This window comes from Pseudomonas sp. DW-iso17 (genome assembly GCF_058725345.1).
In genome coordinates this window covers 390015-415677 of sequence record NZ_JBZXEA010000021.1, presented here as the reverse complement: position 1 = coordinate 415677, position 25663 = coordinate 390015, and the positions used below count along the sequence as shown (strand labels likewise).

The following is a 25663-nucleotide window of genomic DNA, read 5'->3' as shown; positions in this document are numbered from 1 at the left end:
CTCGTTCCTGCAAGGTGTGCAGCTTTCATCTATGAAAACCCCGCTGTGGTTCCCGCAAAGTTTCTTCTCCCGCACCCTCTGGCTGGTGCTTATTGTCGTTCTGTTTTCCAAGGCACTCACGTTGGTTTATCTGCTGATGAACGAAGACGTGCTGGTGGATCGGCAGTACAGCCATGGCGTCGCCCTGACATTGCGTGGTTATTGGGCGGTAGACCCTGAGAACCGCGAAAAGGTAGCCAAGGCATCGACCCTCACTCGAGTTGACGGCGCCGGTGTGCCTGAAGGCGAGCAACATTGGCCCTACAGCGAGATTTACCAGCGCCAGATGCAGGCCGAATTGGGCGCCGATACCGAGGTGCGGCTTCGTATGCATGTTTCGCCTGCGTTGTGGGTGCGAGCGCCAAGCCTGGGGGATGCGTGGATCAAGGTTCCGCTTTATCCGCACCCGCTGCGTGGGCAAAAAATCTGGAACGTGTTGGGTTGGTTCCTGGCCATTGGCTTGCTCTCAACGGCGTCGGCGTGGATCTTCGTCCGCCAGCTCAACCAACCCCTCAAGCGCCTGGTGTTTGCCGCTCGCCAACTGGGCCAGGGGCGTAGTGTGCGCTTGCCGGTCAGCGACACGCCCAGTGAGATGACCGAGGTGTACGGCGCCTTCAACCAGATGGCAGAAGATGTCGAACAGGCCGGGCGCGAACGCGAGTTGATGCTGGCGGGGGTGTCCCATGACTTGCGCACGCCGCTGACGCGATTGCGTTTGTCCCTGGAATTGATGGGTGACCATACCGACCTCACCGATGACATGGTGCGCGACATCGAAGACATGGACGCCATCCTGGACCAGTTCCTGGCGTTCATCCGCGACGGGCGGGATGAGGTGGTCGAGGAGGTCGACCTCACGGAGCTCGTGCGTGAGGTGGTTGCGCCCTATAACCAGAACGGTGAGCAGGTGCGCACGCGCCTGGAGCCGATCCAGCCGTTCGCATTACGCCGGGTGTCGATGAAGCGCCTGCTGAACAACTTGATTGGCAACGCCTTGCACCATGCTGGTTCCGATGTGGAAGTGGCGGCGTACGTTTCTGGCGACAGTGCCGCACCTTACGTGGTGCTGAGCGTGATGGACCGTGGCACAGGAATCGACCCGGCGGAACTGGAAGGTATCTTCAACCCCTTCACCCGTGGCGACCGAGCCCGAGGAGGCAAGGGCACCGGGTTGGGGTTGGCGATTGTGCGGCGGATTGCGTCGATGCATGGCGGCAATGTTGAGTTGCGCAACCGGGAAGGCGGCGGGTTGGAGGCGCGGGTGCGGCTGCCGTTGGGGTTGATGCTGCCTAGAGACGCCGTCTAACAAGCAATATGAATGCAAATGTGGGAGCTGGCTTGCCTGCGATAGCGGTAGTTCATTCAACGACGATGTTGAATGTACCGGCGTCATCGCAGGCAAGCCAGCTCCCACAGTGGTTTGCGGCGTGTGGCAGATGTGGGTATTCAGCCCTTTCCCTTGGTCCGAGTCATATTCGGCCCGCCATTCTTTTCCAGATGCTGAATGATGATCCCTGCCACATCCTTACCGGTGGTGGTCTCGATTCCTTCCAGGCCCGGCGATGAGTTTACTTCCATCACCAAGGGGCCATGGTTGGAGCGCAGGATGTCCACACCCGCCACGCTCAGCCCCATCACCTTGGCTGCCCGTAGCGCGGTCATGCGTTCTTCCGGGGTGATCTTGATCAGGCTGGCGCTGCCACCACGGTGAAGGTTGGAGCGGAACTCACCGGGCTTCGCCTGGCGCTTCATCGCCGCAATCACCTTGTCGCCTACCACGAAGCAGCGAATGTCCGCGCCGCCAGCTTCCTTGATGTATTCCTGCACCATGATGTTCTGCTTGAGGCCCATGAACGCCTCAATCACCGACTCCGCTGCCGTTGCTGTTTCACACAGCACCACGCCGATGCCCTGGGTGCCTTCCAGCACCTTGATCACCAGCGGTGCGCCATTGACCATCTCGATCAGGTCGGGAATGTCATCCGGGGAGTGGGCAAAACCGGTGACCGGCAGGCCGATGCCCCGGCGCGACAGCAGTTGCAGGGAGCGCAGCTTGTCCCGCGAGCGTGCAATGGCCACGGATTCATTCAGCGGAAACACCCCCATCATTTCAAACTGGCGCAATACCGCGCAGCCATAGAACGTCACAGAAGCGCCGATACGCGGGATCACCGCATCAAAGCCTTCCAGGGGCTTGCCCCGGTAGTGGATCTGCGGCTTGTGGCTGGCAATGTTCATGTAGGCACGCAACGTGTCGATCACCACCATTTCATGGCCACGTTCAGTGCCGGCCTCGACCAGGCGGCGGGTAGAATACAGACGCGGGTTTCGCGACAGCACAGCAATCTTCATGCAGCACCTGGGGCAGAAATAGTGGAGACCGGGAACACCGGCTTGTCTTGAATGTACTTGAGGCCCGGATTGACCACCAGCTGGCCGTCAATCAGCGCCTTGGAGCCCAGCAGCAGGCGGTAACGCATGGCTTTGCGACAGGCGAGGGTGAACTCCACCCGCCATACCCGATCACCCAGGGCCAGGGTGGTGCTGATCACGTAGCGCACCTGCGCATGGCCGTTGGAGCTCTTGATGGTTTTCATCGTCACCAGGGGCGCTTCACAGCGCCGGTGACGCAGTTGCACCACGCTGCCCAGGTGCGCGGTAAAACGCACCCACTTTTCACCGTCGCGCTCAAAGGGCTCGATATCGGTGGCGTGCAGGCTTGAGGTACTGGCACCGGTGTCGATCTTCGCGCGCAGGCCTGCGACTCCCAAGTCGGGAAGTGCCACCCACTCACGCAGACCCACAACGGTCAAATGGTCAAATGTCTTCAATATGGTTAACCGGTCAATTCGCCCAGGCTTGAGGAGATACCTCAGCCAACGCTTTGAATGCAGGCTTGGCGAACCAGAAGCCCTGCATCAGAAATATTCCGCAGTCGGACAGGAAGTCGCGCTCGCCGGCACTTTCGATGCCTTCGGCGATGACAGTAACCCCCAACTGCTCACAGATTGTGACAATCCCTCGGACGATGACCTGGCGGACACGATCCTGGTCGACATCGCGAATCAGCGCCATGTCGAGCTTGATCAAGTCAGGTTGGAAATCGGCCAGCAGGTTCAGCCCCGAGTAGCCCGCGCCGAAATCGTCGATGGCGGTCTTGAAGCCGAATTCGCGGTATTCACGCAGAATATTCGTCAAATGGCGATAGTTATCTACGTGCTCGCTTTCCAGAGTCTCGAAAATCAGCCGGTCCAGCGGGAAATTGTGCGCTCGGGCGGCCTCCAGAGTGCTGCGGATACACAGTTCCGGGCGATATACCGCATTGGGCATGAAGTTGATGGAAAGGTGAGTCTGCATGCCCAGGGCCGCGGCACCGGCGATGGCCTTGGTCCGGCAACGCTGGTCGAAGCGGTAGCGATTGGTTTCGTTGACCTGAGCCAGCACCGACAGCGCGCCTTCTCCCAGGGGACCGCGCACCAAGGCTTCGTTGGCGAAGATCGAATGGTCACGCAGGTCTACGATAGGCTGGTAGGCGAACGCAAAATCGAACCCCAGAGGCTCGCTTTGCTGGCAACCCACGCACCCCTGGTTGGGCGAGGTGAGGGAAAGGGGAAAGTCGGTCACGGCGTATCCTCGCGAAAACAGGGGTGCTACCTGGCGTATCTTAGGTGAGCCTTGGGGTTTATGCGTCGAAGGGTTTCAACGGTAAAGTTGCGACATTTTTCAGAGCGAGGAATTCAAGTGGCTCAAAAGCAGGAAGAGGAAGAGAAGGTCCGGCTGGACAAGTGGTTGTGGGCAGCGCGGTTCTATAAGACCCGCGCTCTGGCCAAGGCCGCTATCGAGAGCGGCAAGGTGCATCATCGCGGCGAGCGCTGCAAACCGGGCAAGGAGCCGCGCGTCGGCGACGAGTTTCAGATTCGTACAGGGTTTGATGAAAAAACCATCGTGGTGCAGGCACTTTCCATCGTACGCCGCGGCGCGCCTGAAGCGCAGGCACTGTATGCCGAGACCGAAGCCAGCATCGCCAAGCGCGAAAACGCTGCAGCCATGCGCAAAGCAGGTGCTTCAGGCCTGACCACTGACGGCAAGCCGAGCAAGAAGCAGCGCCGCGATCTATTCAAATTTCGCGGCAGCGGCAATGACGATTGATTGCACGAGTCGCCCATGCACACTCGATCAAATGTGGGAGCGGGCTTGCCCGCGAATACGGTGGGTCAGGCACAGATGCATTGATTGACACCCCGTATTCGCGAGCAAGCCCGCTCCCACTTTTAGCCCTGGGGGTTACGGAGTTGTGCGCATGACACTCAACCGCCCAATAACGGGCAACTTGCTCAGTAGCCCGAAAAGCGGCGCCGTCATCCGCAACAAAGCGCCCGACACCTTCGCCGCGAACGGCGTGTAATACCCCCAGCCCAACGCCAACAGCGCCAGCAGTACGCCACCGATGTAGTCGTCCTGTCCCCAGTGCGCGCCCGCGACCAGCCGCGGCATCATGAACAGCAGCGCCAGGCCCCAGATCACCAGCACCTGGCCGATGCGCCGGGCGAACACGCTCATGAACATCGCCCAGATCAATAGCACCGAAGCATGGTCGCCGGGGAAGCTCTGGCTCGAGCGGTCCTTCAATTCCCAGGTTTTCTCCAGCCCTGGGAAAAAGTCGCTCATTTGAATCGCGCCGCTGATGACCATCGACGGGCTACTGTGCTGCCAGCCCATGTGCGCCGCGAGTTTGGAGAACAGCATGCGGACAAACAGCAACAGCAGCAGAATGCCGAGGAAGCCAAAAAACGCCTGGCGCACCTGCACGGCCTTGAACACCCAGTCGCCGCGAATCAGCAGTGCCAGCAAAATCACGCCGACCACTGCATCAAACGGCCGCAGGCTGGCCACGGCCCATATATGCAACCAGGTCGAGTTCGTGGCCAATGGGCCATTGAGCAGATGAAACAGCCACTCGTCGAAAATCACACAGAGCATCTGGCCCGTGGGCCACAGCCAAAAACACAGCAGCCCGATAGCGAGTAGATTGCAAAGAGCCCATCGCCGGAGGTTCCAGTTGGCTTGGAACAAACCCGGATTGTTCATAAACTGTTCCTCATCGCTCTATTCAGCTCCTTGAATTCAGGAGAAGTCGCACCAAGATGGTGCTAAAGCGTTTAATTTTATAAACCTTGTAATCATTTTGTCATCACTTCAGATACCCAGACCTATGACTGATCTACCGGATACCGACTTCACCCAACGCTTCATCTTCGATGAGAGCGATGCCCGCGGCGAGATGGTTTCGTTGGAGCTCAGCTATGCCGAAGTCCTTGCCAAACACGCCTATCCGGAGCCGGTCGCGCAATTGCTCGGCGAGTTGATGGCCGCCGCGGCGCTGCTGGTGGGCACCATGAAGTTCGACGGTTTGCTGATCTTGCAGGCTCGTTCCGAAGGGCCAGTGCCCATGTTGATGATCGAGTGCTCGAGCGAGCGCGAGATCCGTGGTCTGGCCCGTTACGAGCCTGACCAGATTGCCGCAGATGCCACCTTGGCCGACCTGATGCCCAATGGCGTCCTGGCACTGACTGTCGACCCGACCGAGGGCCAGCGGTACCAGGGTATTGTCGACCTCGACGGTCAGACCCTGTCGGAATGCTTCACCAACTACTTCGTTATGTCCCAGCAAGTGGGCACCAAGTTCTGGCTTAACGCCGACGGCAAGCGCGCCCGTGGTTTGCTGGTGCAACAACTGCCGGCCGATCGCATCAAGGATGAGGATGATCGTGCCGAAAGCTGGCGGCATATCATCGCCTTGGCCGACACCTTGAAGGCCGAAGAACTGCTGGGCCTGGACAACGAAACCATCCTGCACCGCCTCTACCACGAAGAGGCCGTGCGCCTGTTCGACGCACAGGGCCTGCATTTTCGCTGCAGTTGCTCGCGCGAGCGTTCCGGTAACGCGCTGGTCAGCCTGGGCCTGGAAGATGCGCAAAACCTGGTGGTGGAACATGGCGGCCATATCGAGATCGACTGCCAGTTCTGCAACCAGCGCTACCTGTTCGATGCGGCTGATGTAGCGCAATTGTTCGCTGGAGCAGGCATCGACACCCCTTCCGACACCCGCCACTAAAACGTTTAAGCACAGGTAAATCACCTGACAAACGCCGGATTAGAGGTGTTCTGACGGGAGGGCCCTACTCTTTTTGGGCTTTTCTGGCATAATCCGGCCCACTTTTTTCGCGGTAGTAGTGCGCAACTTTCTACTACAAAACGTTTGGAGCACTCGGCCATAGGCCGACGGGGAACCTCATGACGCAAGCCAATAACGCCGTATACACCGATCTGAGTGTTGACGATCTGGTCAAAGAAGCCCTGCAGCGCGGTGAAGGCGTGCTTGCCGATACTGGCGCGCTGGTCGTAGAAACCGGTCACCGCACCGGTCGTTCGCCGGTTGACCGTTTCATCGTTGAAGAGCCTTCCACCCAGGACGCCATCGCCTGGGGCCCGATCAACCGCAAGTTCCCGGCCGACAAGTTCGATGCCCTGTGGGCTCGCGTCGAGGCGTTCAATAACGCGCAAGAGCATTTCGTTTCCCATGTTCACGTAGGGGCTGCAGAAGACCACTACCTGGCCGTGAAAATGACCACCCAGACTGCCTGGCAGAACCTGTTCGGTCGTTGCCTGTTCATCAACCCGGCCCAGTACAACCCGGCCGGTCGTGAAGAGTGGCAAGTGCTCAACGTGGCCAACTTCGAGTGCGTGCCAGAGCGTGACGGCACTAACTCCGACGGTTGCGTGATCCTCAACTTCGCCCAGAAAAAAGTACTGATTGCCGGCATGCGTTACGCCGGTGAAATGAAAAAAGCCATGTTCTCGGTGCAGAACTTCCTGCTGCCGGCTGCCGACGTGCTGCCGATGCACTGCGCCGCCAACATTGGCGAAGCAGGCGATGTGACCCTGTTCTTCGGCCTGTCCGGCACTGGCAAGACCACCCTGTCTGCCGACGAAAGCCGTTACCTGATCGGTGACGACGAGCACGGCTGGGGCGAAGGCGTGGTGTTCAACATCGAAGGCGGTTGCTATGCCAAGTGCATCGACCTGTCCGAGAAGAACGAGCCGGTTATCTGGAAAGCCATCAAGCACGGCGCGGTGCTGGAAAACGTCGTGATCGACGAGGCCAAGCACGCCGACTACGCCGATGTCAGCCTGACCCAGAACAGCCGTGCCGCCTACCCGCTGGAGCACGTTGCCAAGCGTTCCGAGAAGAACCTGGGCGGCGAGCCAAACGCGGTGATCTTCCTGACTTGCGACCTGACTGGCGTACTGCCGCCTGTGTCGATCCTCAGCGAAGAACAGGCGGCCTACCACTTCCTGTCCGGCTACACCGCTTTGGTGGGTTCGACCGAAATGGGTTCGGGCAGCGGCATCAAGTCGACCTTCTCCACCTGCTTCGGCGCGCCGTTCTTCCCACGCCCGGCTGGCGAATACGCAGAGCTTCTGATCAAGCGTATCCGTGGTTTCGGCTCCAAGGTCTACCTGGTCAACACCGGCTGGACCGGCGGCGGTTACGGCGTTGGTAAACGCTTCAACATTCCGACCACTCGCGGCGTGATTGCAGCGATCCAGAGCGGTGCGTTGATCGGTGCGCAAACCGAACACCTGGACACCATCAACCTCGACGTGCCATTGGCCGTACCGGGCGTTGAAACCGGCCTGTTGAACCCACGCAACACCTGGGCTGACAAGGCTGCCTACGACGAAGCAGCGAAGGCGCTGGCGGGCCTGTTCATCGAGAATTTCAAGAAGTTTGAAGTCAGCGATGCGATCAAGGCGGCGGGTCCTAAGTTGTAAGATTCGCTGGTTGTAAAAAAGCCGCCTCTTAAGTAGGCGGCTTTTTTGTGCGCGACGTTAGCCGGCGATATGCAGTACCACTGCACCGACCAGCACCAGGACGACACCTGCCACCTGCACCGCTGACAACCGCTCCTTGAAAAATACAAACCCCAGGATCGCCGCGATCCCTCCAGAGAGCGTACTGATCACCGTCACCACCGACACCGAGCCGGCCATTGCGCCCCACGAAAACGCCGAGAAACCGCCGAGGTTCATCAAGCTCGCCCCGGTCAACGTCGCGCAGTTTTTCAGCGGCGGGATCTTCAGGCCATCCCTGATTTTCAGCACCATCACCACCAGCACGCACAGGCCTACCAGGTAACCCAGCCACAACATGGTGATTGGCCCCAGCGCTGGCAGTGTGTAGCGGCCTTGCAGCCAGAAACTGGTGCCGTACAAGGTTGCGGCGAACATGGCGTAGGCAATGGACAGGCGCGGGTTGTTGTGAGGCGTACCGTTGTCCTTGTGAACGCTGGACAGCACAACGCCGATCACGCACAGGGCGATGCAGCCCAGTTGTATCAGGCTGATGTGTTCACCGCTGGCCCAGGACAGCAAGGTGGTCACGACCCCATAGGACGTCACCAATGGCGCGACGATGGCCGCTTTGCCCAAGGCAAAGGCTTTGGACAGCGCAAGGGCGCCGGACACCGTCAGCAGAGCGGCGGCGACGCCCAGGAGCCAAACGCTTAACGGCGCATCAAGGGATTTGAAAAGGAAGGCCGGGAAAATGACCAGCAGGAGGGTCATGATCAAAAAACCGAGGGCTTGGCCGAAATACACCGCGCGTTTTACGCCAACGGCTCGGGCGTTGAGGCCCACCAGAAAGTCCGTGCCACCCCAGAGCAGAGCGGCCAGCAGGCCCATTGTCACGTCCATGTAAGGTCCTTGTTATTTATACGGCTCGTCAGATGAGCGCAGATCCACTGTGGGAGCGGGCTTGCCCTAATACTGTAGGAGCGAGCTTGCTCGCGAAAAACGTCAACGATAACGCGTGCTTGCTGAATGAACGCGGCGCCTGTGAGTTTTTCGCGAGCAAGCTCGCTCCTACAAAAAAACCTTCATTGGAATCAGCTCAGGTTTTCCAGCATCTGCGTGTCCCAGCGGTGGGTCTTGATCGCCAGGTAGAGCATGCCGATGGTCAGCGGGATCTTGTCACCACGGCCCTTGGCGCGACGCTTCAGGAACACGTCGAACACCGGCGGCTGGAAGTAACGATAAGCGTCGTAGTCGCCCAGGTCGACCCCGAAATCCTGTTCAAGCGCCTCCATGAATTGCTTGGCCTCAGCGCCATCGCACCCGAGGTCGAAGTTCAGTGAGGTGTGCAGGCCGATGGTCTTGTGTTTTGGCAAGCCGATTTCTTCATGCAGCAATTGCAGGAGCTGCTGCATGACGGGACCTTCGGGGAAGTTGGGAGACAGGTTCATGGTGGGACCAATCATCAAAGGGTGAGTGTTGTTTACCCTGCAATAGATATTCGGGGTGCTCAGCAACCCGATGCCTGTCACAAAGGCGACTATCGGCAGACTTTCAAGCTGTGCCCCTATGATCCAAGACGTGGCATACAACAGAAGTATTGGACCGGTTATCAATAGGCAGAGCCCGAGCCATTTTCTGAGTAGGGGCAACCTTATTGTTCTATCAATTACAGCGGCCAGTATTAAGAAGAGCAGCAAATTGATCCACTGAATGTACTCGTTCATCGCACCAGCCACGCTGGCAATCCCGGTTTGCCAGTACCAAGGCGAATCATCGTGAAGGTGATGCCATAGTGGCTGATGTGTTGAGTCCTTTCGATGGTCACAAAATTATGCCGAGCGCGTTGGGAGAGGGGGCTAGTGTCGTCCAGGCAAAGGGCTTTTCTGTAGAGGGGCAAGACACTGTTTGAGGCAGTTTGGGAAACGGACGACGCGCCGTTTTTTGGTTTCTTACAATGCCTTCCTGCATTTATGACGTGATACCGATTTTGCTGGCTGAACCGAGCAAATGTGGGCGCCGGGTTTGCCCTAAGGCTTTTTGTAGGAGCGAGCTTGCTCCTACAGGTTTAGCTGCGGGGTGGCTGTTCGGTCGCTGAATTGGCAGCGACGAGCCGAACCTTAAAAGTGAGTTTTTTTTCGAGCCAAACAGATGGTTTAGGCGTTCGAAGTTCGATCAGGCACTGAGAGGCCTACCGATACACCGCTCAAAAATCGCTTCCAATCCCCGATAGTCACACGCCACCGCATCAATATTTGCCGGTATCCACGCCGCGTGTTTCACCAACCACCAATTCACCGAAAACCCCGCGTTTACGATGATCTGCTCAAACAGGATCCGCTGCGCCCGTCCATTTCCCTCGCGGAAGGGATGAATGACGTTCAGGTCGCCATAAGCTTCAGCGATTTGACGCACAAGGTCAGCCTGAGTCGCACCGACATACCAATTGGCGTCTTGCATATGCCGGACAATTTTTGCCGCTTCCGGTGGAATACGCTCCGGGGTGCAAAACAGCGTGTCGCCTTTCTGGATGTTGACGCTGCGCAGTTCGCCGGCCCAGTCATAAATGTCACCGAACAGGATGCGGTGAATGTGTTGCAGGCGATCAAGGTCGTAGGGCGGCGGAAAGAGTGGAAGGTTGGCTACGGCGATTTCGGATAATTCCCGCTCGGCCTGGTGCAGGCGTTCTTCATCGAGCAAATCGAGGCGGTTGCGCAGAGTACTGCTACCGGGGTAGCAGTATGGGTCCTGGCCCACCCCGTATTTGTCGAGCATCAGCTAGAGGTGTTGCGGTACTTGGCAAGGACGGCTTCGCGTGTCGGCAGGGGTTTTTCGACGTCGGTCGGTTGGGTATCGAACCCTTCCAGGCGCAGGCTGGCCAAGTAATTGGAACGCCGGATCTTGTGATAGTGATCCTGTTTTTGCTCAAACGTCAGTTCGCTCATCGCTGCGTCCTCTTGGAAAGCAAGGCTTGATTGTAGCGCAATGCGTAGCTCGGTAGGCGGGATAAAACGCCCGTCACAACTTGTATAAAAAATCTGCCAGCGAGCTCAATTCAGCGTATGTTTCACCGCAAAATCTTGTAGGGCGATTCCGCCCACTACTTAAAGGGAGTTAAGCATGGGTTTGCTTCGTGTCGCCTCGGCGATGTCTTTGTGTGCGGTGGCGTTTTCCGTCCAAGCCGAGCAATTGCCAATTGAGGTGCTCAGCGCGGTGGTCAAGGACCAGAAAATCGCCGATGCCGAAGTGTTGCTGCAACGTAATGGCGCGCAGAACGTGGTGGGCCGTACCAACGCACAAGGCCAGGTAACGCTGACCAGCGAGGCGGCTGATGATGCCAGCAACCTGCTGATCATCAAGAAGCCTGGCTATTCCAACCTGGTGGTGAAGTGCCCGTGCAAAGGCATGACCTATGCCGTCAGCCCGGTGATGGAAAATCTCGACGGCCTGCGTGTGGTGTTGACCTGGGGCAAGGCTCCACGTGACCTCGACTCCCATATGATCTTCCCCGGCAATAACATCTTCTTCAACAATAAAAAGGGCACCGACGCCGAACTGGACGTGGATGACACCGACAGCTATGGCCCGGAAACCATCACCCTGCAGAAAAAGCATTACGGCGAAAGCTACGTCTACGCCGTGCATGACTATTCCAACAGCGGCTCTCCCACCTCCAGCGAGTTGTCCAACAGTGAGGCCAAGGTGTTCGTGTACATGGGGCAATCCCTGGTGCGCACTTACTATGTGCCGCAGAACCGCACGGGCAACCTGTGGACCGTGTTCCGCATGACAGGCAGTGGCGACTTCCAGGACATCAACACCTTCACCGGCGTGAGAGTTGGCGCCGAAGATGTACTCAACGAGGTCAAGCCTTTGCTGGACGACAGCGTGGCCGTCACCGCCGTGACAGTGAGCTCGTCGGTACAGGCCGATGCGAAGAAGCTGAACCTCAAGGGCGAAGCGGCCTACCAGGCCGGTAACCTGGACCAGGCCATCGACTTCTTCCGTCAAGCCATCGAGCTGGATAACAGCTTCGGCAAGGCTTACGGCAACCTTGGCCTGGCGTATCAGAAAGCCGGCAATACTGCGGAGTCGATCTGGGCCAACCGCAAGGCTATCGCCCTGGCGACCGGTACCAATGCCGCGACCGTGCGTGCCGGTGCCTACTACAACATTGCACGCATCTACGAAGCGGCTGGGCAGTTCCCGGATGCGTTGCGTCATTACCAGTTGGCCAAGGAGCAAAAGGCCAACCCGGTGTATGACACGGCGATCGAGCGGGTGCAGAACCGCTGATTCAGCAGTAGCTCGGTTGTGAAATGTGGGGGAGGGCTTGCCAGCTCCCACATTTTTAATCTGCTGCTTCCTGTTACTTTCTCAGAAAACTCCCACTTCGGCCCTGAGCCATCCCTCCCCCTGTGTATCATCCTGTCTCTTTTTTCCATGCGACCTTTCTCGATTCGCTGAGAATCCCGGGCTATGTTTTTGAGCCAACTCAGCGGTCAATGGAGTGACAGCCTTATGCACGACACCCTCCAGCAGGTCTTTGGTTACCCACACTTTCGCTTGGGCCAGGAAGAGACGGTCAGCGCCGTGCTGGCTGGGCGATCTGCCGCCGCCATTTTCCCTACGGGCTCGGGCAAATCCTTGTGTTACCAGTTGTCGGCCGTGTTGCTGCCGCACCTGACGCTGGTGGTGTCGCCGTTGCTGGCGTTGATGCAGGACCAATTGGGTTTCCTGCAGCGCCATGGCATTTCGGCGGGCAGTATCGACTCGGCCCAGAGCCGTGATGAGGCCAATGATGTAATGGCCCGTGCGCGATCGGGCGAGCTCAAGATTCTGATGATTTCCGTGGAGCGTTTGAAGAACGAGCGTTTCCGTAATTTCCTGAACAGCGTGCAGATCTCGTTGCTGGTGGTAGACGAGGCGCACTGTATCTCCGAATGGGGCCACAACTTCCGTCCGGATTATTTGAAGCTGCCGGACTACCAGCGCCAGTTCAACATCCCTCAGGCGCTGTTGCTGACGGCCACGGCCACGCCCAAGGTGATTGCTGACATGCAGGCCAAGTTCGCCATTGCTGCCGAAGATGTAGTGACCACGGGCTTCTATCGGCCCAACCTCAACCTGCTGGTGGAACCGGTCAGCGGCCATGACAAGCGCCGCAGGCTGGTGGAGTGGATGAAAGCGCGGGCCAACCAGCCGAGTATCGTCTACGTCACCTTGCAGAAAACCGCCGAGCAGATTGCCGAGCATCTGAACCGCCACGGTATTCAGGCCGAGGCTTATCACGCGGGGCTGCCCCATGAAAAACGCGAAGGTATCCAGCAGCGTTTCATGGGCGGGCGTTCCAATTGCATTGTCGCAACTATCGCGTTTGGCATGGGCATCGACAAGAGTGACATCCGCAATGTCGTGCACTTCGACCTGCCCAAGTCCATCGAGAACTACAGCCAGGAAATCGGCCGCGCAGGGCGTGACGGGCAGCCGTCGGATTGCCTGGTGTTGGCCAACCGCGACAGCCTCAATGTGCTGGAAAACTTCGTGTACGGTGATACGCCGGAGCAGGACGGCATTTTTCGCGTATTGGAGGAGTTGCAGTCCGCGCGTAGTGAAGGGCAGTGGGAGTTCCTGCTCAGGTCGCTGTCGGACCACAGCAATATTCGCGAGCTGCCGCTCAAGACGCTCTTGGTGCAGTTGGAGCTCAAGGGCATGATCGCGCCGCGCTATGCGTTTTATGCGGAATACCGTTTCAAATACCTGATCGAACCCGAAGCCTTGCTGGCGCGTTTTTCCGGCGAGCGGCAGCAGTTTGTCGCGGCGATCATCCAGGTGTGCAAGCGCGCTAAAACCTGGGCGACGGTCGATTTCGATGCGCTTTATCAACAGCACAATGCCGAGCGTAGCCGGGTGGTGAAGGCACTGGATTATTTTCAGGAGCAGGGCCTGATCGAGCTCGAAAGCAAGCAGATGACTGAGGTCTACAGTTTGCTCGACACCCATTTCGACCCGCACGCGTTAAGCGCCGAGTTATACACAGGCTTCAAGCAGCATGAGGTGACGGAGGTCGCGCGGATTCACGCCATGCTCGACCTGTTCGCCACCGACCACTGCCTGGGGCAGCGTCTGGCGCACTACTTTGGTGATGATAATGCACCCCAGCGTTGCGGGCATTGTTCGGTATGCCACGGCCAGGTCGCCCATCTGCCGGCGCCGCCGAGCCTGCCGCCGCTTGTGGATAAAAACTTCATGGGGCTGTGCGGTGATTTTATCCACAGGCATCATGAGCACACGGGGCACTTGCCGAATGCGGAGCGTTTGACGCGTTTCCTTGGCGGTATCAGCGTACCGTTGTTTACCAAGTTGAAGGCGCGGGGCATTCCCGGTTTTGCTGCGCTGGAAGACTACCCCTACGCCGAGGTGCGCGACTGGGCCCATGCTCAATTGGATCAACTTTGATGAGACTTGCCGATGCCTGACTCAACGCCTGTGCGCGACGACTACCGCCACTTCCAACCGATCACCACGCGTTGGCACGACAACGATGCCTACGGCCATGTGAATAACGTCACCTACTACAGCTTCTTCGACACAGCCGTTAATACCTACCTGATCGAACAGGGCGGGCTGGATATTCATGACGGTGAGGTGGTGGGGTTTGTGGTGAGTTCGGCCTGCGATTACTTCGCCTCGATCGTTTTTCCCGAGCGCATTGAAATCGGCCTGCGGGTAGGCAAGCTGGGCAATAGTTCGGTGCAGTATGAGCTGGCAGTATTCAAGGCGGGCGAGCAGGAGGCGTGTGCGGCGGGGCGCTTTGTCCATGTGTTTGTGGACCGAGCCTCGAACCAGCCAGTGCCGATTCCGGGAATGTTGCGCGAAGCGATGCAGCGGCTGCTGGTTTGACGCACCTATAAGCAAAGCATCCCAAATGTAGGAGCCGGGCTTGCCCGCGATGGCGCAGTATCAGGCAGTACGTCTAAAACCTGATTCACTGCTATCGCGGGCAAGCCCGGCTCCCACATCGGATGTGTTCGTCAGAGCGCGGGTTTATCAGTCGCGATAACGATGCTTGTTCTTGCGATGCCCATAGGCATGGCCGCGACCTGGGTGGCCATCGCGGTAGTAGCGACGATCGTCACGGTCGCGATCGCGGTAATGGCGGTTGTCGCGATCACTTTCGTTACCCATGTAGTTGCCTAGCGCGCCGCCCGCGCCACCGCCGGCCGCGGAGCCGATCAGTGCGCCGGTGCTGCCGCCGACGCTGCGGCCCACGACGTTACCGCCGGCTGCGCCCAATGCGCCACCAATGGCGGCTTCGCCACGGCTGCGTTTGTCGGCGCCGACTGCACTACCGCCTGCGCCGCCGAGGGCCGCGCCGATGGTCGAACCGGTGTTGCCGCCCAGCTGCTGGCCGACAACGGAACCTAGAACCCCACCCAATGCGCCGCCTACACCGGCTTCGGTGGTGCCGCCTGCCATGGCTGCGCCACTGACCAGGCCAAGGGACAACAAGAGAATCGAGGAGAACTTCATTCAGGGAAACCTCAAGGGATGACGGCGCGATCCTGAGGTTGTATCGAGGCGCTGACAATCGAAATCCGACCGGCGGCAGAGGTTGTATACAATTTGCTAAGTTACTGTTTTGTATGGGGAACTTAAGTCGTTTTTACGGGTCTTTAGCTACTTCGGAACGGCCGCTTTTATGCAAAAGCGGCCTTTTTTTGTGCCTGCCGAATGTGTGGTGCTTGTGCTGGCCTCTTCGCGGGCAAGCCCGCTCCCACATCAGATCGGTCCACACAGTCTCAATGGTGAACCCATCCCAGTGTGGGAGCGGGCTTGCCCGCGAAAGCGTTAGTTCAAGCAACACATATCTCGGATCGAGTCAGGCCGAGCGCGCCATGATCAACCCACTGTCACTCGCCGCTTCCAAGCGAATCGCAACAAACTTGGACGTTGGCGTATGGCTACCGTCGCCAGTGCTTTCCAACGGCACCAACGGGTTCACTTCGGGGTAGTAAGCCGCCGCCTGCCCCGCCGGAATATCAAATGCCAGCAACGTAAAGCCCTTCACGCGGCGCTCACGACCGTCTTCCCACAGCGACACGATGTCTGCCTTCTGCCCCGGCTTGAAGCCCAGGCGGATGATGTCGGCTTCGTTGACGAACAGCACGTCACGTTGGCCTTTGACCCCGCGATAACGGTCGTCCAGGCCGTAGATGGTGGTGTTGTACTGATCATGGGAGCGCATTGACTGCATGATCAGGTCCGGCACTCGGCCCGTGGCGTGGGTGCGCTCATGGATCAGGTCTTTGGGCAAGATGTTGGGGCGGAAGTTGGCGCGACCTGAGGGGGTGTTCCAGCGGCGTGCGCCGGCGGAGTTGCCCAGATAGAAGCCGCCTGGATGTTTGATCTTTTCGTTGAAGTCCTTGAAGCCTGGGATGGTGTCGGCGATCAGGTCGCGGATGCGCCCGTAGTCGGCCACTAGCCAGTTCCAATCCACGGGCTTGCTGCCCAGGGTGGCGGCAGCAATGCCCGCCAGGATCGCCGGCTCGGACTTCATCAGTTTCGACAGCGGTTGCAGTTGGCCGTTGGAGCCGTGGACCATGCTGAACGAGTCTTCCACCGTCACCACTTGCGGGCCGTCGGCCTGGATGTCTATGTCGGTGCGGCCCAGGCACGGCAAGATCAACGCATCTTTACCGTGCATCAGGTGGCTGCGGTTGAGCTTGGTGCTGATCTGCACGGTCAGGTCGCAATTTCGCAGCGCTTCAAAGGTGCGCGTGCTGTCTGGCGTGGCTTGGGCAAAGTTGCCGCCCAGGCCGATAAAGACTTTGGAGCGGCCTTCAAGCATGGCGTGAATTGCTTCCACCACGTTATGGCCATTGTCGCGCGGCACCTGGAACTGGAAACGACGCTCCAGCGCGTCCAGAAACGCCACCGGTGGGCGTTCGTTGATGCCCATGGTGCGGTCGCCCTGTACGTTACTGTGGCCACGCACCGGGCACAGCCCGGCACCTGGGCGGCCGATATTGCCGCGCAGCAGCATCAGGTTGGCGATTTCCTGGATAGTCGGCACCGAGTGGCGGTGCTGGGTAATCCCCATCGCCCAGCACATGATTACATTCTTGCCTTTGGCGTACATGCGTGCCGCTTGCTCGATCTCCACCAGGGTCAGGCCGGACTGCTCGACGATCTCCTCCCACGAGGTGTCGTCGATCTGACCCAGGTATTCCAGAACGTTGGCAGTGTGCTCGTTGAGGAAGTCGTGGTCGAACACCGCTTCCTTGCCTTCGGCCAGGGCTTGGCGTTCCCACAGCAGCAGGAACTTGGCCATGCCACGCAAGATAGCCATATCGCCACCCAGCGCCGGGCGGAAGTAGGCGGTGTTGGTCGGCTTGTCGCCGTTGGTGAGCATTTCCAGCGGATGTTGCGGGTGCTGGAAGCGCTCCAGGCCGCGCTCTTTCAGCGGGTTGATACACACCACCTGAGCGCCGCGTTTCACCGCTTCGCGTAGCGGCTCGAGCATGCGTGGGTGGTTGGTGCCAGGGTTCTGGCCCCAGACGAAAATGGCATCGGCATGTTCGAAGTCATCAAAGGTCACAGTGCCTTTGCCCACGCCGACACTCTGCGCCAGGGCTACGCCGCTGGCTTCGTGGCACATGTTCGAGCAGTCCGGGAAGTTGTTGGTGCCAAAGGCGCGTACGAACAACTGGTACAGGTAGGCGGCTTCGTTGCTGGCGCGGCCCGAGGTGTAGAACTCGGCCATGTTCGGGCTGGGCAGTGCGTTGAGGTGCTTGCCGACCAAGTCGAAGGCGGCTTCCCAACTGATGGGCGTGTAGCGATCGGTCTCGGCGTCATAGCGCATCGGCTCGGTCAGGCGGCCCTGGTATTCCAGCCAATAGTCGCTTTGCTCCAGCAACGCTGTGACGCTGTGCTTGGCGAAGAAGGCCGCATCGACGCGGCGCTTGGTGGCTTCCCAGTTGACCGCCTTGGCGCCGTTTTCGCAGAACTTGACCATGCCGCTTTCCGGCGAGTCGCCCCAGGCGCAGCCCGGGCAGTCGAAGCCGCCGTTCTGATTGGTCTTGAGCATCATGCGCAGGTTTTTCAGGGCGTTGTCACTGGTTAGCCAGGCTTGCGCCACACTGATCAGAGCGCCCCAGCCACCGGCTGGGCCTTTATAGGGCTTGTAGCGTGGGGTTGGGGTCTGGTCGGCTTGGTGGTGAAGGCTCATGGCTGGTGCTCCATCGCAGGGCTATAGACCCGTGGCGCGCTTTTTTGCGGCAGGTGGATGAGGTTGAGGTTGTGCCGGCGCGCCCATTGCAAGGCCAGGCCGGTAGGCGACGACAGGCTGACCAGGGTCTGGATGCCCGCGCGCAAGACTTTCTGAATCAATTCGAGGCTGCAGCGGCTGGTAACAATCGCGAGGCCGCCGTCGGTCGGAATCTTTTGGCGGATCAACGCACCAATCAACTTATCCAGGGCGTTATGCCGGCCGATGTCTTCGCGACCCATCAGCAATTCACCCTGGCTGTCCATAAAAATCGCCGCATGCACGGCGCCGCTGTGCTGGCCCAGGGGTTGGAATGCGCTGATACGCTGGCGCAGGCCATCTAGCCACTGCGCGGGCGGCAAGGGTGCGCCGGGCAGTACCTGAAGGTCGGGCAATGCTTGTTCTACCGCTTCAACGCCACATAGACCGCAGCCGCTGGTGCCTGCCAATTGGCGGCGTTGCTGCTTGAGGTTCCAGAACGCACGGCTGGAAACCTGTACCTGAGCGTGCTGGGCTGCGCCTGAACCGCTGATTTTCAGGTCATAAATGTCGTTAACGTCGGTGATAATGCCGCTGCCGAGGCTGAAACCTACAATGAAGTCTTCCAGGTCCGTAGGCGTCACCAGCATCACCGCCTGGCTGATATCGTTGTAGGCAATCGCCAACGCCACTTCTTCGGCCAGCGCAGTGCTGGCGACTTCCGTGTGTTCAAGATTGCAATAGTGATAGCTCTGGCTAGCGACGGGCGCGGTCGATTCGAGAGCGGGCGCCGCGCAGTGAGGGCGCTTGGCGTTCATGGGGCAGTACCACCGGCGGATTGATCAGTGTTTAGACTAGGCGCGACAAAGGGTCACGTCTAATCGCCAGTATTGATCTATTGATAGAGGGCGTCGATCAAGGTTCACCGGCGTTTGCGTCGGGCTTATTCCAGGCAGGGGTGAGTTGGATACTTTTGAGTCTTTAGCCAGTCTGGAACCCAAGTCGGCAGGACTGGTCTAGTCTTGGGCATCTGGAAATTAAATCCCAAGGAGAGCGCACCATGAGTATTTTTAGCTTTATCAAAGAAGCCGGCGAAAAGATTGTCGACCTGTTGACGCCGGGTAATGCGAACGCGAGTGAGCAGTTGAAGGAGCATGTGAGCAAGGTGGGCCTGGGTAATCCAAACGTGCAGACCACGGTGGATGGCGACAAGGTCACGGTGACCGGTGAAGTGGCCACGCAGGAAGAGAAAGAGAAGATTCTGTTGGCGCTGGGTAACATTGCCGGCGTGGCAAGTGTGGATGACCAGATCACTGTTACTGGCCCTGCGGTTACCGCTGCTCGCTTCGTTGTAGTGAAAAAGGGCGATACCCTCAGCGCGATTTCCCTGGCGGTGTACGGTAATGCCAACCAGTACAACAAGATTTTCGAGGCTAACAAGCCGCTGCTGTCGCACCCGGACAAGATCTACCCCGGCCAGACACTGCGCATCCCTGAGTAATACGCAGGGCAAAATGTGGGAAGGGGCGTGCTCCCTCCCACACTTGATCAAAGTCCGGCAATGAGATCTCGATAATCCCCCACTGCTAAAAATTCTGCGGTGTCCTTTGGTCCTTTCTTGCTATCAGGCTCTTTCACTGCCAGCAAATGACCGACCCCGAAATCCCGGGCGCTGCGCAAGATCGGCAAAGTGTCATCTATAAACAGGCTACGGGCCGGGTCAAAGTGGATATCCGCTTGCAAGGCTTGCCAGAATTGCGGGTTTTCCTTGGGAAAACCGTAGTCGTGAGAGCTGATCAAACGCTCGAAATACGGCGCCAGTTCAATGCGTTCCAACTTCAATGACAGCGAATCACGATGAGCGTTGGTGATCATGATCACGCGCTTGCCGGCCTGTTTGATGGCCGCCAGGAACGTATCGGCATCCGGACGCAGGGCGATCAGGTGGGCGGTTTCCAGCTTGAGTTCGCGCACCGGGATCTTGAGCTCGGCGCTCCAGAAATCCAGGCAATACCATTGCAACTGTCCGGCGTTACGCTCAAACAGCGGTTGCAGCTCCATCTCGGCCATGGCCTGGCTCACACCGTGCAGTTCGGCGTAGCGCTGGGGCAGGTGCTCCATCCAGAAGTGGTTGTCGTAATGCAGGTCGAGCAGGGTGCCGTCCATGTCCAGCAGAACGGTGTCGATGGCGTGCCAGGGCAAAGAGGGCATGGTGGGGTCTCACGTAAGTAAAGATATCCGACACAGACAATCGGAAAAGCCACGGTATAGTAACCCGATCACGCCAAGGAGCCGTTTATGCGCCAGAAACCCACTGTCCTCGCCCGCGAAATAGTCGCCAGTAGCCGTTTGTTCCGCGTGGAGGAAGTGCAATTGCGCTTTTCCAATGGCGTTGAGCGCACCTACGAGCGTCTTGTCGGGCGTGGCACGGGCTATGGCGCCGTGATGATTGTGGCGATGATCGATGAAGATCATGCAGTGCTGGTGGAAGAATACTGCGGCGGCACTGACGAATATGAATTGTCGTTGCCCAAAGGCCTGATCGAGCCCGGCGAAGACGTGCTTGCAGCGGCAGACCGCGAACTCAAGGAAGAGGCCGGCTACGGTGCACGGCAGTTGGAGCACATCACCGAGCTGTCATTGTCGCCCGGCTATATGAGCCAGAAGATCCAGGTGGTGTTGGCTACCGATCTCTACGAAGAGCGCCTTGAAGGTGATGAGCCCGAACCGATGCGGGTAGACCGGGTTAACCTGCGTGAGCTGTCGGCGTTGGCGCAAAACGAGCAATTCAGCGAAGGTCGCGCCCTGGCGGCGCTGTATCTGGTGAGAGACCTGTTGACCCAGCGTGGAGCGTTCACCGCATGAGCGAACTGTTTTTAGGCCACCCGTTTATCGCCCCGGTCATTGAACTGGCTCGGCAGGCGGGTGAAGCCATCCTGCCGTACTGGCGTGCCGAGGTAGCCGTGACGTCCAAGGCGGATGATTCTCCCGTGACGGCTGCTGACCTGGCTGCCCACCATCTGATTCTCGCTGGCCTCACCGCGCTGGACCCAAGCATTCCAGTGCTGTCTGAAGAGGACGCCGATATCGATCAGAGCGTGCGTGCCGGCTGGCAGCGTTGGTGGTTGGTGGACCCTCTGGATGGCACCAAGGAATTCATTTCTGGCAGTGAAGAGTTCACCGTCAATATTGCATTGATCGAACAGGGCCGCGTGGTGTTCGGCGTGGTGTCGATACCGACCACTGGCCGTTGCTACTTCGGCGGCGCGGGCCTGGGGGCTTGGCGTTCGGACGTCAATGCCGCGCCCAAGCAGATTCAAGTGCGCCAGGCCAGGGCTGCGGGCGAAGCCTTTACCGTGGTGGCCAGCCGTCGTCATACCAGCCCTGAGCAGGAGCGTCTGTTGGATGGTTTGAGCGAGGGCTTGGGCGAGTTGAAACTGGCGAATATCGGCAGCTCGTTGAAGTTTTGCTTATTAGCCGAGGGCAGTGCCGATTGTTATCCGCGCCTGGCGCCGACCTCGCAGTGGGATACCGCAGCGGCCCAGGGTGTATTGGAAGGGGCGGGGGGCGAAGTGCTGGAGTTGGATGGCAAGCCGTTCAGCTACCCGGCGCGGGAGTCGTTGCTGAACCCGTTCTTTCTGGCATTGCCAGCCAAGGCCGCCTGGCGTGATCGGCTGCTGACCCTGGCCAGATCTTAAGATCACTGCAGAGCAAAATGTGGGAGCGGGCTTGCCCGCGATGGCGGAGTGTCAGTCGTACAGGTATTGACTGATCCACCGCTATCGCAGGCAAGCCAGCTCCCACATTTGTTTTATGTAATGGCTGCTAGCGGTGCAGGACGTACTGGCCGGTAAAGACTACGGCACGCGCTGCACTGCCTTCATTCACAATCCACGTCTGCAGCGCCAACCGCGCCCGCCCATAGCGCTGATAGGTCGCCATAAAGCGCTTCCAAATCTTTTCATCCGGCGCCGCGCAAATGGCTGTCGCGTCCTGGGTCACCGGCAGCGGGTAGCTGATCTGCCCTTCCTGAATCACGATGTGCCCGTCTTCAATCCCGGCTTCACGCAGCTTCAGGTGCAGCCAACCCCAACCCGCCAGCACGGCGCCGCAGTAGAGGCTGCCGCCAAACATGGTGCTCTTGTGGTTGATATTGGCTTGCAAGGGCAGGTGCAGTTGCAGCTGGTCCTGTTGCCAGTCGAGCACCCTGAGGCCCATTTCCCGGGTGAGTGGGATGTCATGGTGAAGGATGGATTCCAGGTAACGGCTATCGCGGCTCATGGCGGCCTCTTCGTAGGTGGACGATGTCATTCGTCATCGGCGCTCTGGCTGGCACTGTCGGCGAAGTTCAGGCCGTGTTTGCGCAGTTTGTCGTGCAAGGTTTTGCGCGGCACGCCCAGGGCTTCGGCGAGGCTGCGCACGGAGCTGTGGGGGCGGGTCAGTTCGGCGGCGATCAGGCTTTTTTCGAACTGTTCGACTTGCTCGCTCAGGCCTCCGGGCGTGGAGGTCAGCACGCCGGCGGCGGGATGGTCCTGGGCGTTATCCAGGGCCAACTCCAGGCCGAGGGCGAAACGCTCCGCGGCGTTTTGCAGTTCCCGCACATTGCCCGGCCAGCTGTGGCGCAGCAACAGCGCGCGCTGGCCCGGTTGCAGTTCGTGCAAGGGCAGGCCGTGGCGGCTGCTGGCCTCGTCGGCGAAGTGCTGGAACAGCATCAGCGCATCTTCACCCCGTTCCCGTAGCGGGGGAATGCGCAGCGGCGCCACATTGAGGCGGTAATACAAGTCGGCACGGAAACGGCCCTGATCGGCGGCCTGGCGCAGGTCTTCCTTGGTGGCGGCGATAATGCGGATATCCAGCGGGATCAGCTGATTGCCACCCAGGCGCTCCACGACGCGCTCCTGTAAAAGGCGCAGCAACTTGACCTGTACATCCAGGCTCATGCTTTCGATTTCATCGAGGAACAGCGTGCCGCCATTAGCGAACTCGAACTTGCCGATACGGCGCTTTTGCGCGCCGGTAAACGCGCCCGGTTCATGGCCGAATAGTTCGCTTTCCACGACCGATTCCGCCAGTGCTCCGGCGTTAATCGCCACAAACGGGCCGCTGCGTCGGCTTGAGAGGTCGTGCAGGGCGCGGGCGACGACCTCCTTGCCAGCGCCGGTTTCGCCGAGGATCAGCACATCGGCCTTGGTCGCGGCCAGTGCACCGATTTGCTCGCGCAGGCGCAACATCTGTGGCGAGTGCCCTACCAGGCGCGTACTGAGTTGCTGGCGGTCGCTGAGAGCCAGGCGCAGGCTGCGGTTGTCCAGTACCAGCCGGCGCAGGGCCAGGGCGCGGCGCACGCTGTCGAGCAGCGCGTCGCTGGCGAAGGGCTTTTCCAGGAAGTCATAGGCACCAGCACGCATGGCCTGCACCGCCAGCGGTACGTCGCCGTGGCCGGTGATCAGCAGCACCGGCAGGTCGGGGTCCTGGCCGTGCAGTTCGGCCAACAATTCCAGGCCGTCCATGCCGGGCATGCGGATGTCGCTGACCACCACGCCCGGCCAGTCTCGGGACAGACGTGCGGTGAGCCCGTTGGCTTCTCCCAGGGGCAGGACGTTCAGGCCGGCCAGGTCCAGGGTCTGGCACAGGGCCTGACGCAGGTGTGGATCGTCGTCGATCAATACCACCTGAATCGAGTTGTCGATACTCATACACTGCGGTCCTCGGACGGTTGCAGACTGACGCCCGGCGAGCCGGCACGTAATTTCAAGGTTAACAGCGCGCCGCCTTCCTTGTGGTTGGCGAACAACAGTTCGCCGCCAAAGGCGCGCATCAGCGTGTCGCAGATCGCCAGGCCCAGGCCCAGGCCCTGAGTGCGCGTCTTGGTGGTGTAAAACGGCTCGCTGGCGCGGCCCAGGGCTTCCATGCAAAAGCCCGGGCCGTTGTCGCGAATATACAAGTTGACGCCATGGGGCGTGGTTTCGGCACTCAGCCAGAGTTTGCGTGGCGGGCCTTTTTCGGTGAGGGCGTCCAAGGCATTGGCCAGCAGGTTCCCCAGCACCTGGCGCAGGCGGGTTTCACCAGCCTGCACCCACAGGGTTGCCTCTGGCAGGTCGCGGATCAACTCCACCTCCATCGAACGCCGACGCTTGGCCAGCAATGCCAGGGCGTCGTCCAGCGCCGGTTGCAAAGCCACGCTCTCCGGCGCATGCCGGTCGCGACGGGCGAAGGCGCGTAGGTGGGCGATAATCGAAGCCATGCGCCCGGTCAATTCGCTGATCAGCTTGAGGTTGCCACGGGCATCGTTGGTGCGCTCATGGTCGAGCAGGATTTCGGCGTTTTCGGCATAGCTGCGAATCGCCGCCAGTGGCTGATTCAGTTCATGGCTGATACTCGCCGACATGGTGCCCAGCGCCGACAGTTTACCGGCCTGGACCAAGTCGTCCTGAGCGCGCACCAGTTCTTGCTGGGCGTGTTCGCGCTCCAGCACTTCCTGCTTCAGGCGCCGGTTCAGGCCCTCCAGGTCACTGGTACGCTCGGCCACGCGCATTTCCAACTCGCGGCGGGCCTTGGCTTCGAAGGCGATGCGTTCCAGGTAGTGCCGGCGGCGCTGCATCAGCAACCCCAGCAACAGCATCAGCACCAACAACGTGGCGCCGCCCACGGCAACGACCGTGCGCACCGGGCGGTTGATCAGCGAGCGCGGCGCGAGGATTTCCACGTTCCAGCCGGTCTCTGCGATGGCTGTGGATTGGCGCAGCCAAGCGCTGCTGCTGAGGCTCAGTGGCTGCGGGTCGCGGGTGGGGTAGGGCTGGATAGCAATGATGGCCTGGCGTTCTTCGGCGGTCAGTGGCCGCGTGGCGCGGAATCGCCATTGCGGGCGCGAAGTGAGGATCACCACGCCGTTGTGGTCGGTGACCAACAGTTGTTCGGGGGTATTGCCCCACAGGCTTTCGGTGTGGTCCAGGTCGACCTTCACCACCAGCACCCCGATGATAGTATCGCCGTCACGTACCGCTGCTGCGAAGAAGTAGCCGCGCTTGGCCGAGGTGGTGCCCAGGCCGAAGAACCGGCCGAGGCGCCCGGCCATGGCTTCGCTGAAATACGGACGGAAGGAAAAGTTGCGCCCGACAAAGCTGTCTTGTTTGTCCCAGTTGGACGCGGCGAGGGTCTTGCCGGTGGTGTCCATCAGATACATCACCTCTACCCCGGCCTGGGCGGCGACATCCTTGAGCAACTGGTTGGCGCTGACCAGGTGGGTGCTGACATGGGGAGCGTCCAATGCAGTACGCAGGGCCGGTAAGTCACCGAGGATCTGCGGCAGTATTTCGTAGCGGTGCAGGGTGCCCAGCAAGTTGGCGACGTAGAGGTCGAGGGTCTGGCGATTTTGCCCGGCCAGTTCGCTGCGGTAATAGCGCTCGGCCAAATGCTCCAGCGGCCACAACAGCGGTGCCAGGCACAGAGCCAGCAGGGCTAGGCTGCGCCAGCGGGGTCTTCGCGCAAGGGGTGGGGTCATGGGAGTCGCGCCTGTGAGTACAG

Annotated in this window: 25 protein-coding genes; 10 read left to right on the top strand and 15 right to left on the bottom strand. The window is 59.6% G+C overall.

The features are described 5' to 3' along the window. The first annotated feature begins 31 nt into the window (after positions 1–31). Positions 32–1345 carry an ATP-binding protein gene (locus AC4PS6_RS16275; RefSeq protein ID WP_014716473.1) on the top strand — a complete coding sequence of 438 codons (1314 nt, stop codon included), beginning with the start codon at positions 32–34 and terminating at the stop codon, positions 1343–1345. Positions 1346–1485: 140 nt separating this feature from the next. On the opposite strand, the gene rimK is transcribed toward AC4PS6_RS16275, so the two are convergent. Genes rimK through rimA form a run of 3 tightly spaced genes read right to left on the bottom strand, consistent with a single transcriptional unit; the run spans position 1486 to position 3663 of the window. Continuing rightward, entirely contained in the window at positions 1486–2391 is a 906-nt protein-coding gene (rimK, locus tag AC4PS6_RS16270) for a 30S ribosomal protein S6--L-glutamate ligase (RefSeq protein ID WP_003187674.1), read from the bottom strand. Continuing rightward, entirely contained in the window at positions 2388–2870 is a 483-nt protein-coding gene (gene rimB, locus AC4PS6_RS16265; protein WP_473828754.1) for a retropepsin-like aspartic endopeptidase RimB, read from the bottom strand. The genes rimK and rimB overlap by 4 nt, the downstream gene beginning before the upstream one ends. Positions 2871–2883: 13 nt before the next feature. Further along, the gene (gene rimA / locus AC4PS6_RS16260; protein ID WP_060767908.1) at positions 2884–3663 is read right to left on the bottom strand and encodes a S6 modification regulatory phosphodiesterase RimA; all 780 of its coding nucleotides are present in this window, start codon (positions 3661–3663) and stop codon (positions 2884–2886) included. A 117-nt stretch (positions 3664–3780) separates the two neighbouring features. On the opposite strand from rimA, the gene AC4PS6_RS16255 reads away from it, so the two are divergent. Next, on the top strand, positions 3781–4188 hold the full coding sequence (locus AC4PS6_RS16255) for an RNA-binding S4 domain-containing protein (protein ID WP_003236026.1): 408 nt from the start codon (positions 3781–3783) through the stop codon (positions 4186–4188). 135 nt (positions 4189–4323) lie between these two features. Here AC4PS6_RS16255 and AC4PS6_RS16250 read toward each other — a convergent pair whose 3' ends face one another. Next, on the bottom strand, positions 4324–5127 hold the full coding sequence (locus AC4PS6_RS16250; RefSeq protein WP_020302422.1) for a phosphatase PAP2 family protein: 804 nt from the start codon (positions 5125–5127) through the stop codon (positions 4324–4326). A gap of 124 nt (positions 5128–5251) precedes the next feature. Between AC4PS6_RS16250 and hslO the strand changes: the two genes are divergently transcribed. Together hslO and AC4PS6_RS16240 are read left to right on the top strand one after the other, a co-directional pair. Continuing rightward, the gene (gene hslO, locus AC4PS6_RS16245) at positions 5252–6154 is read left to right on the top strand and encodes an Hsp33 family molecular chaperone HslO (protein WP_020302421.1); all 903 of its coding nucleotides are present in this window, start codon (positions 5252–5254) and stop codon (positions 6152–6154) included. Positions 6155–6333: 179 nt separating this feature from the next. Continuing rightward, on the top strand, positions 6334–7875 hold the full coding sequence (locus AC4PS6_RS16240; RefSeq protein WP_005783824.1) for a phosphoenolpyruvate carboxykinase: 1542 nt from the start codon (positions 6334–6336) through the stop codon (positions 7873–7875). A gap of 57 nt (positions 7876–7932) precedes the next feature. Here AC4PS6_RS16240 and AC4PS6_RS16235 read toward each other — a convergent pair whose 3' ends face one another. The 4 genes from AC4PS6_RS16235 to AC4PS6_RS16220 all read right to left on the bottom strand — a co-directional run bounded on the left by AC4PS6_RS16235 (position 7933) and on the right by AC4PS6_RS16220 (position 10838). Beyond that, the gene (locus tag AC4PS6_RS16235; RefSeq protein ID WP_336826709.1) at positions 7933–8796 is read right to left on the bottom strand and encodes an EamA family transporter; all 864 of its coding nucleotides are present in this window, start codon (positions 8794–8796) and stop codon (positions 7933–7935) included. Positions 8797–8987: 191 nt separating this feature from the next. Continuing rightward, the gene (locus AC4PS6_RS16230) at positions 8988–9344 is read right to left on the bottom strand and encodes a DUF1493 family protein (RefSeq protein WP_103451979.1); all 357 of its coding nucleotides are present in this window, start codon (positions 9342–9344) and stop codon (positions 8988–8990) included. A 724-nt stretch (positions 9345–10068) separates the two neighbouring features. After that, positions 10069–10668: a putative adenosine monophosphate-protein transferase Fic gene (locus AC4PS6_RS16225; protein WP_032901793.1), complete on the bottom strand. Its 600-nt coding sequence runs from the start codon at positions 10666–10668 to the stop codon at positions 10069–10071. Further along, complete coding sequence (locus AC4PS6_RS16220) at positions 10668–10838, bottom strand: YhfG family protein (RefSeq protein ID WP_020302417.1); 171 nt, start codon at positions 10836–10838, stop codon at positions 10668–10670. Before AC4PS6_RS16220 ends, AC4PS6_RS16225 begins: the two co-directional genes overlap by 1 nt. Before the next feature lie 175 nt (positions 10839–11013). Here AC4PS6_RS16220 and AC4PS6_RS16215 point away from each other — a divergent pair, with 175 nt between their 5' ends. The 3 genes from AC4PS6_RS16215 (at position 11014) to AC4PS6_RS16205 (ending at position 14796) form a co-directional block, all read left to right on the top strand. After that, positions 11014–12189 (top strand): tetratricopeptide repeat protein, encoded by a 1176-nt coding sequence (locus tag AC4PS6_RS16215; RefSeq protein ID WP_020302416.1) that lies wholly within the window; start codon positions 11014–11016, stop codon positions 12187–12189. 225 nt (positions 12190–12414) lie between these two features. Next, entirely contained in the window at positions 12415–14352 is a 1938-nt protein-coding gene (locus AC4PS6_RS16210; protein ID WP_032901794.1) for a RecQ family ATP-dependent DNA helicase, read from the top strand. A 12-nt stretch (positions 14353–14364) separates the two neighbouring features. Continuing rightward, entirely contained in the window at positions 14365–14796 is a 432-nt protein-coding gene (locus AC4PS6_RS16205) for an acyl-CoA thioesterase (RefSeq protein ID WP_032901795.1), read from the top strand. A gap of 147 nt (positions 14797–14943) precedes the next feature. Here the strand turns inward: AC4PS6_RS16205 and AC4PS6_RS16200 are convergent, their stop codons facing one another. The 3 genes from AC4PS6_RS16200 to fdhD all read right to left on the bottom strand — a co-directional run bounded on the left by AC4PS6_RS16200 (position 14944) and on the right by fdhD (position 18960). After that, on the bottom strand, positions 14944–15426 hold the full coding sequence (locus AC4PS6_RS16200) for a glycine zipper domain-containing protein (protein WP_014716482.1): 483 nt from the start codon (positions 15424–15426) through the stop codon (positions 14944–14946). A gap of 349 nt (positions 15427–15775) precedes the next feature. Further along, positions 15776–18124, bottom strand: a complete 2349-nt coding sequence (locus AC4PS6_RS16195) for an FdhF/YdeP family oxidoreductase (protein WP_492180878.1) — start codon at positions 18122–18124, stop codon at positions 15776–15778. Continuing rightward, complete coding sequence (fdhD, locus tag AC4PS6_RS16190) at positions 18121–18960, bottom strand: formate dehydrogenase accessory sulfurtransferase FdhD (protein ID WP_336826712.1); 840 nt, start codon at positions 18958–18960, stop codon at positions 18121–18123. The genes AC4PS6_RS16195 and fdhD overlap by 4 nt, the downstream gene beginning before the upstream one ends. Positions 18961–19202: 242 nt before the next feature. Between fdhD and lysM the strand changes: the two genes are divergently transcribed. Next, entirely contained in the window at positions 19203–19643 is a 441-nt protein-coding gene (gene lysM, locus AC4PS6_RS16185; RefSeq protein WP_003187704.1) for a peptidoglycan-binding protein LysM, read from the top strand. 47 nt (positions 19644–19690) lie between these two features. On the opposite strand, the gene yrfG is transcribed toward lysM, so the two are convergent. Beyond that, on the bottom strand, positions 19691–20353 hold the full coding sequence (gene yrfG, locus AC4PS6_RS16180) for a GMP/IMP nucleotidase (RefSeq protein ID WP_014716484.1): 663 nt from the start codon (positions 20351–20353) through the stop codon (positions 19691–19693). A gap of 87 nt (positions 20354–20440) precedes the next feature. On the opposite strand from yrfG, the gene nudE reads away from it, so the two are divergent. Further along, complete coding sequence (gene nudE, locus AC4PS6_RS16175; RefSeq protein ID WP_014716485.1) at positions 20441–21007, top strand: ADP compounds hydrolase NudE; 567 nt, start codon at positions 20441–20443, stop codon at positions 21005–21007. Next, positions 21004–21840 (top strand): 3'(2'),5'-bisphosphate nucleotidase CysQ, encoded by an 837-nt coding sequence (gene cysQ / locus AC4PS6_RS16170; RefSeq protein ID WP_014716486.1) that lies wholly within the window; start codon positions 21004–21006, stop codon positions 21838–21840. The genes nudE and cysQ overlap by 4 nt, the downstream gene beginning before the upstream one ends. A 127-nt stretch (positions 21841–21967) precedes the next feature. Here the strand turns inward: cysQ and AC4PS6_RS16165 are convergent, their stop codons facing one another. The 3 genes from AC4PS6_RS16165 to AC4PS6_RS16155 are packed head-to-tail and all read right to left on the bottom strand — an operon-like array spanning position 21968 to position 25640. Next, a complete protein-coding gene (locus tag AC4PS6_RS16165) occupies positions 21968–22423 on the bottom strand; it encodes a thioesterase domain-containing protein (RefSeq protein ID WP_014716487.1) in 456 nt (151 codons plus the stop codon). Positions 22424–22449: 26 nt separating this feature from the next. Then, positions 22450–23835: a sigma-54-dependent transcriptional regulator gene (locus AC4PS6_RS16160; RefSeq protein ID WP_020302411.1), complete on the bottom strand. Its 1386-nt coding sequence runs from the start codon at positions 23833–23835 to the stop codon at positions 22450–22452. Further along, entirely contained in the window at positions 23832–25640 is a 1809-nt protein-coding gene (locus tag AC4PS6_RS16155) for a sensor histidine kinase (protein ID WP_032901796.1), read from the bottom strand. Before AC4PS6_RS16155 ends, AC4PS6_RS16160 begins: the two co-directional genes overlap by 4 nt. Positions 25641–25663: the final 23 nt, after the last annotated feature.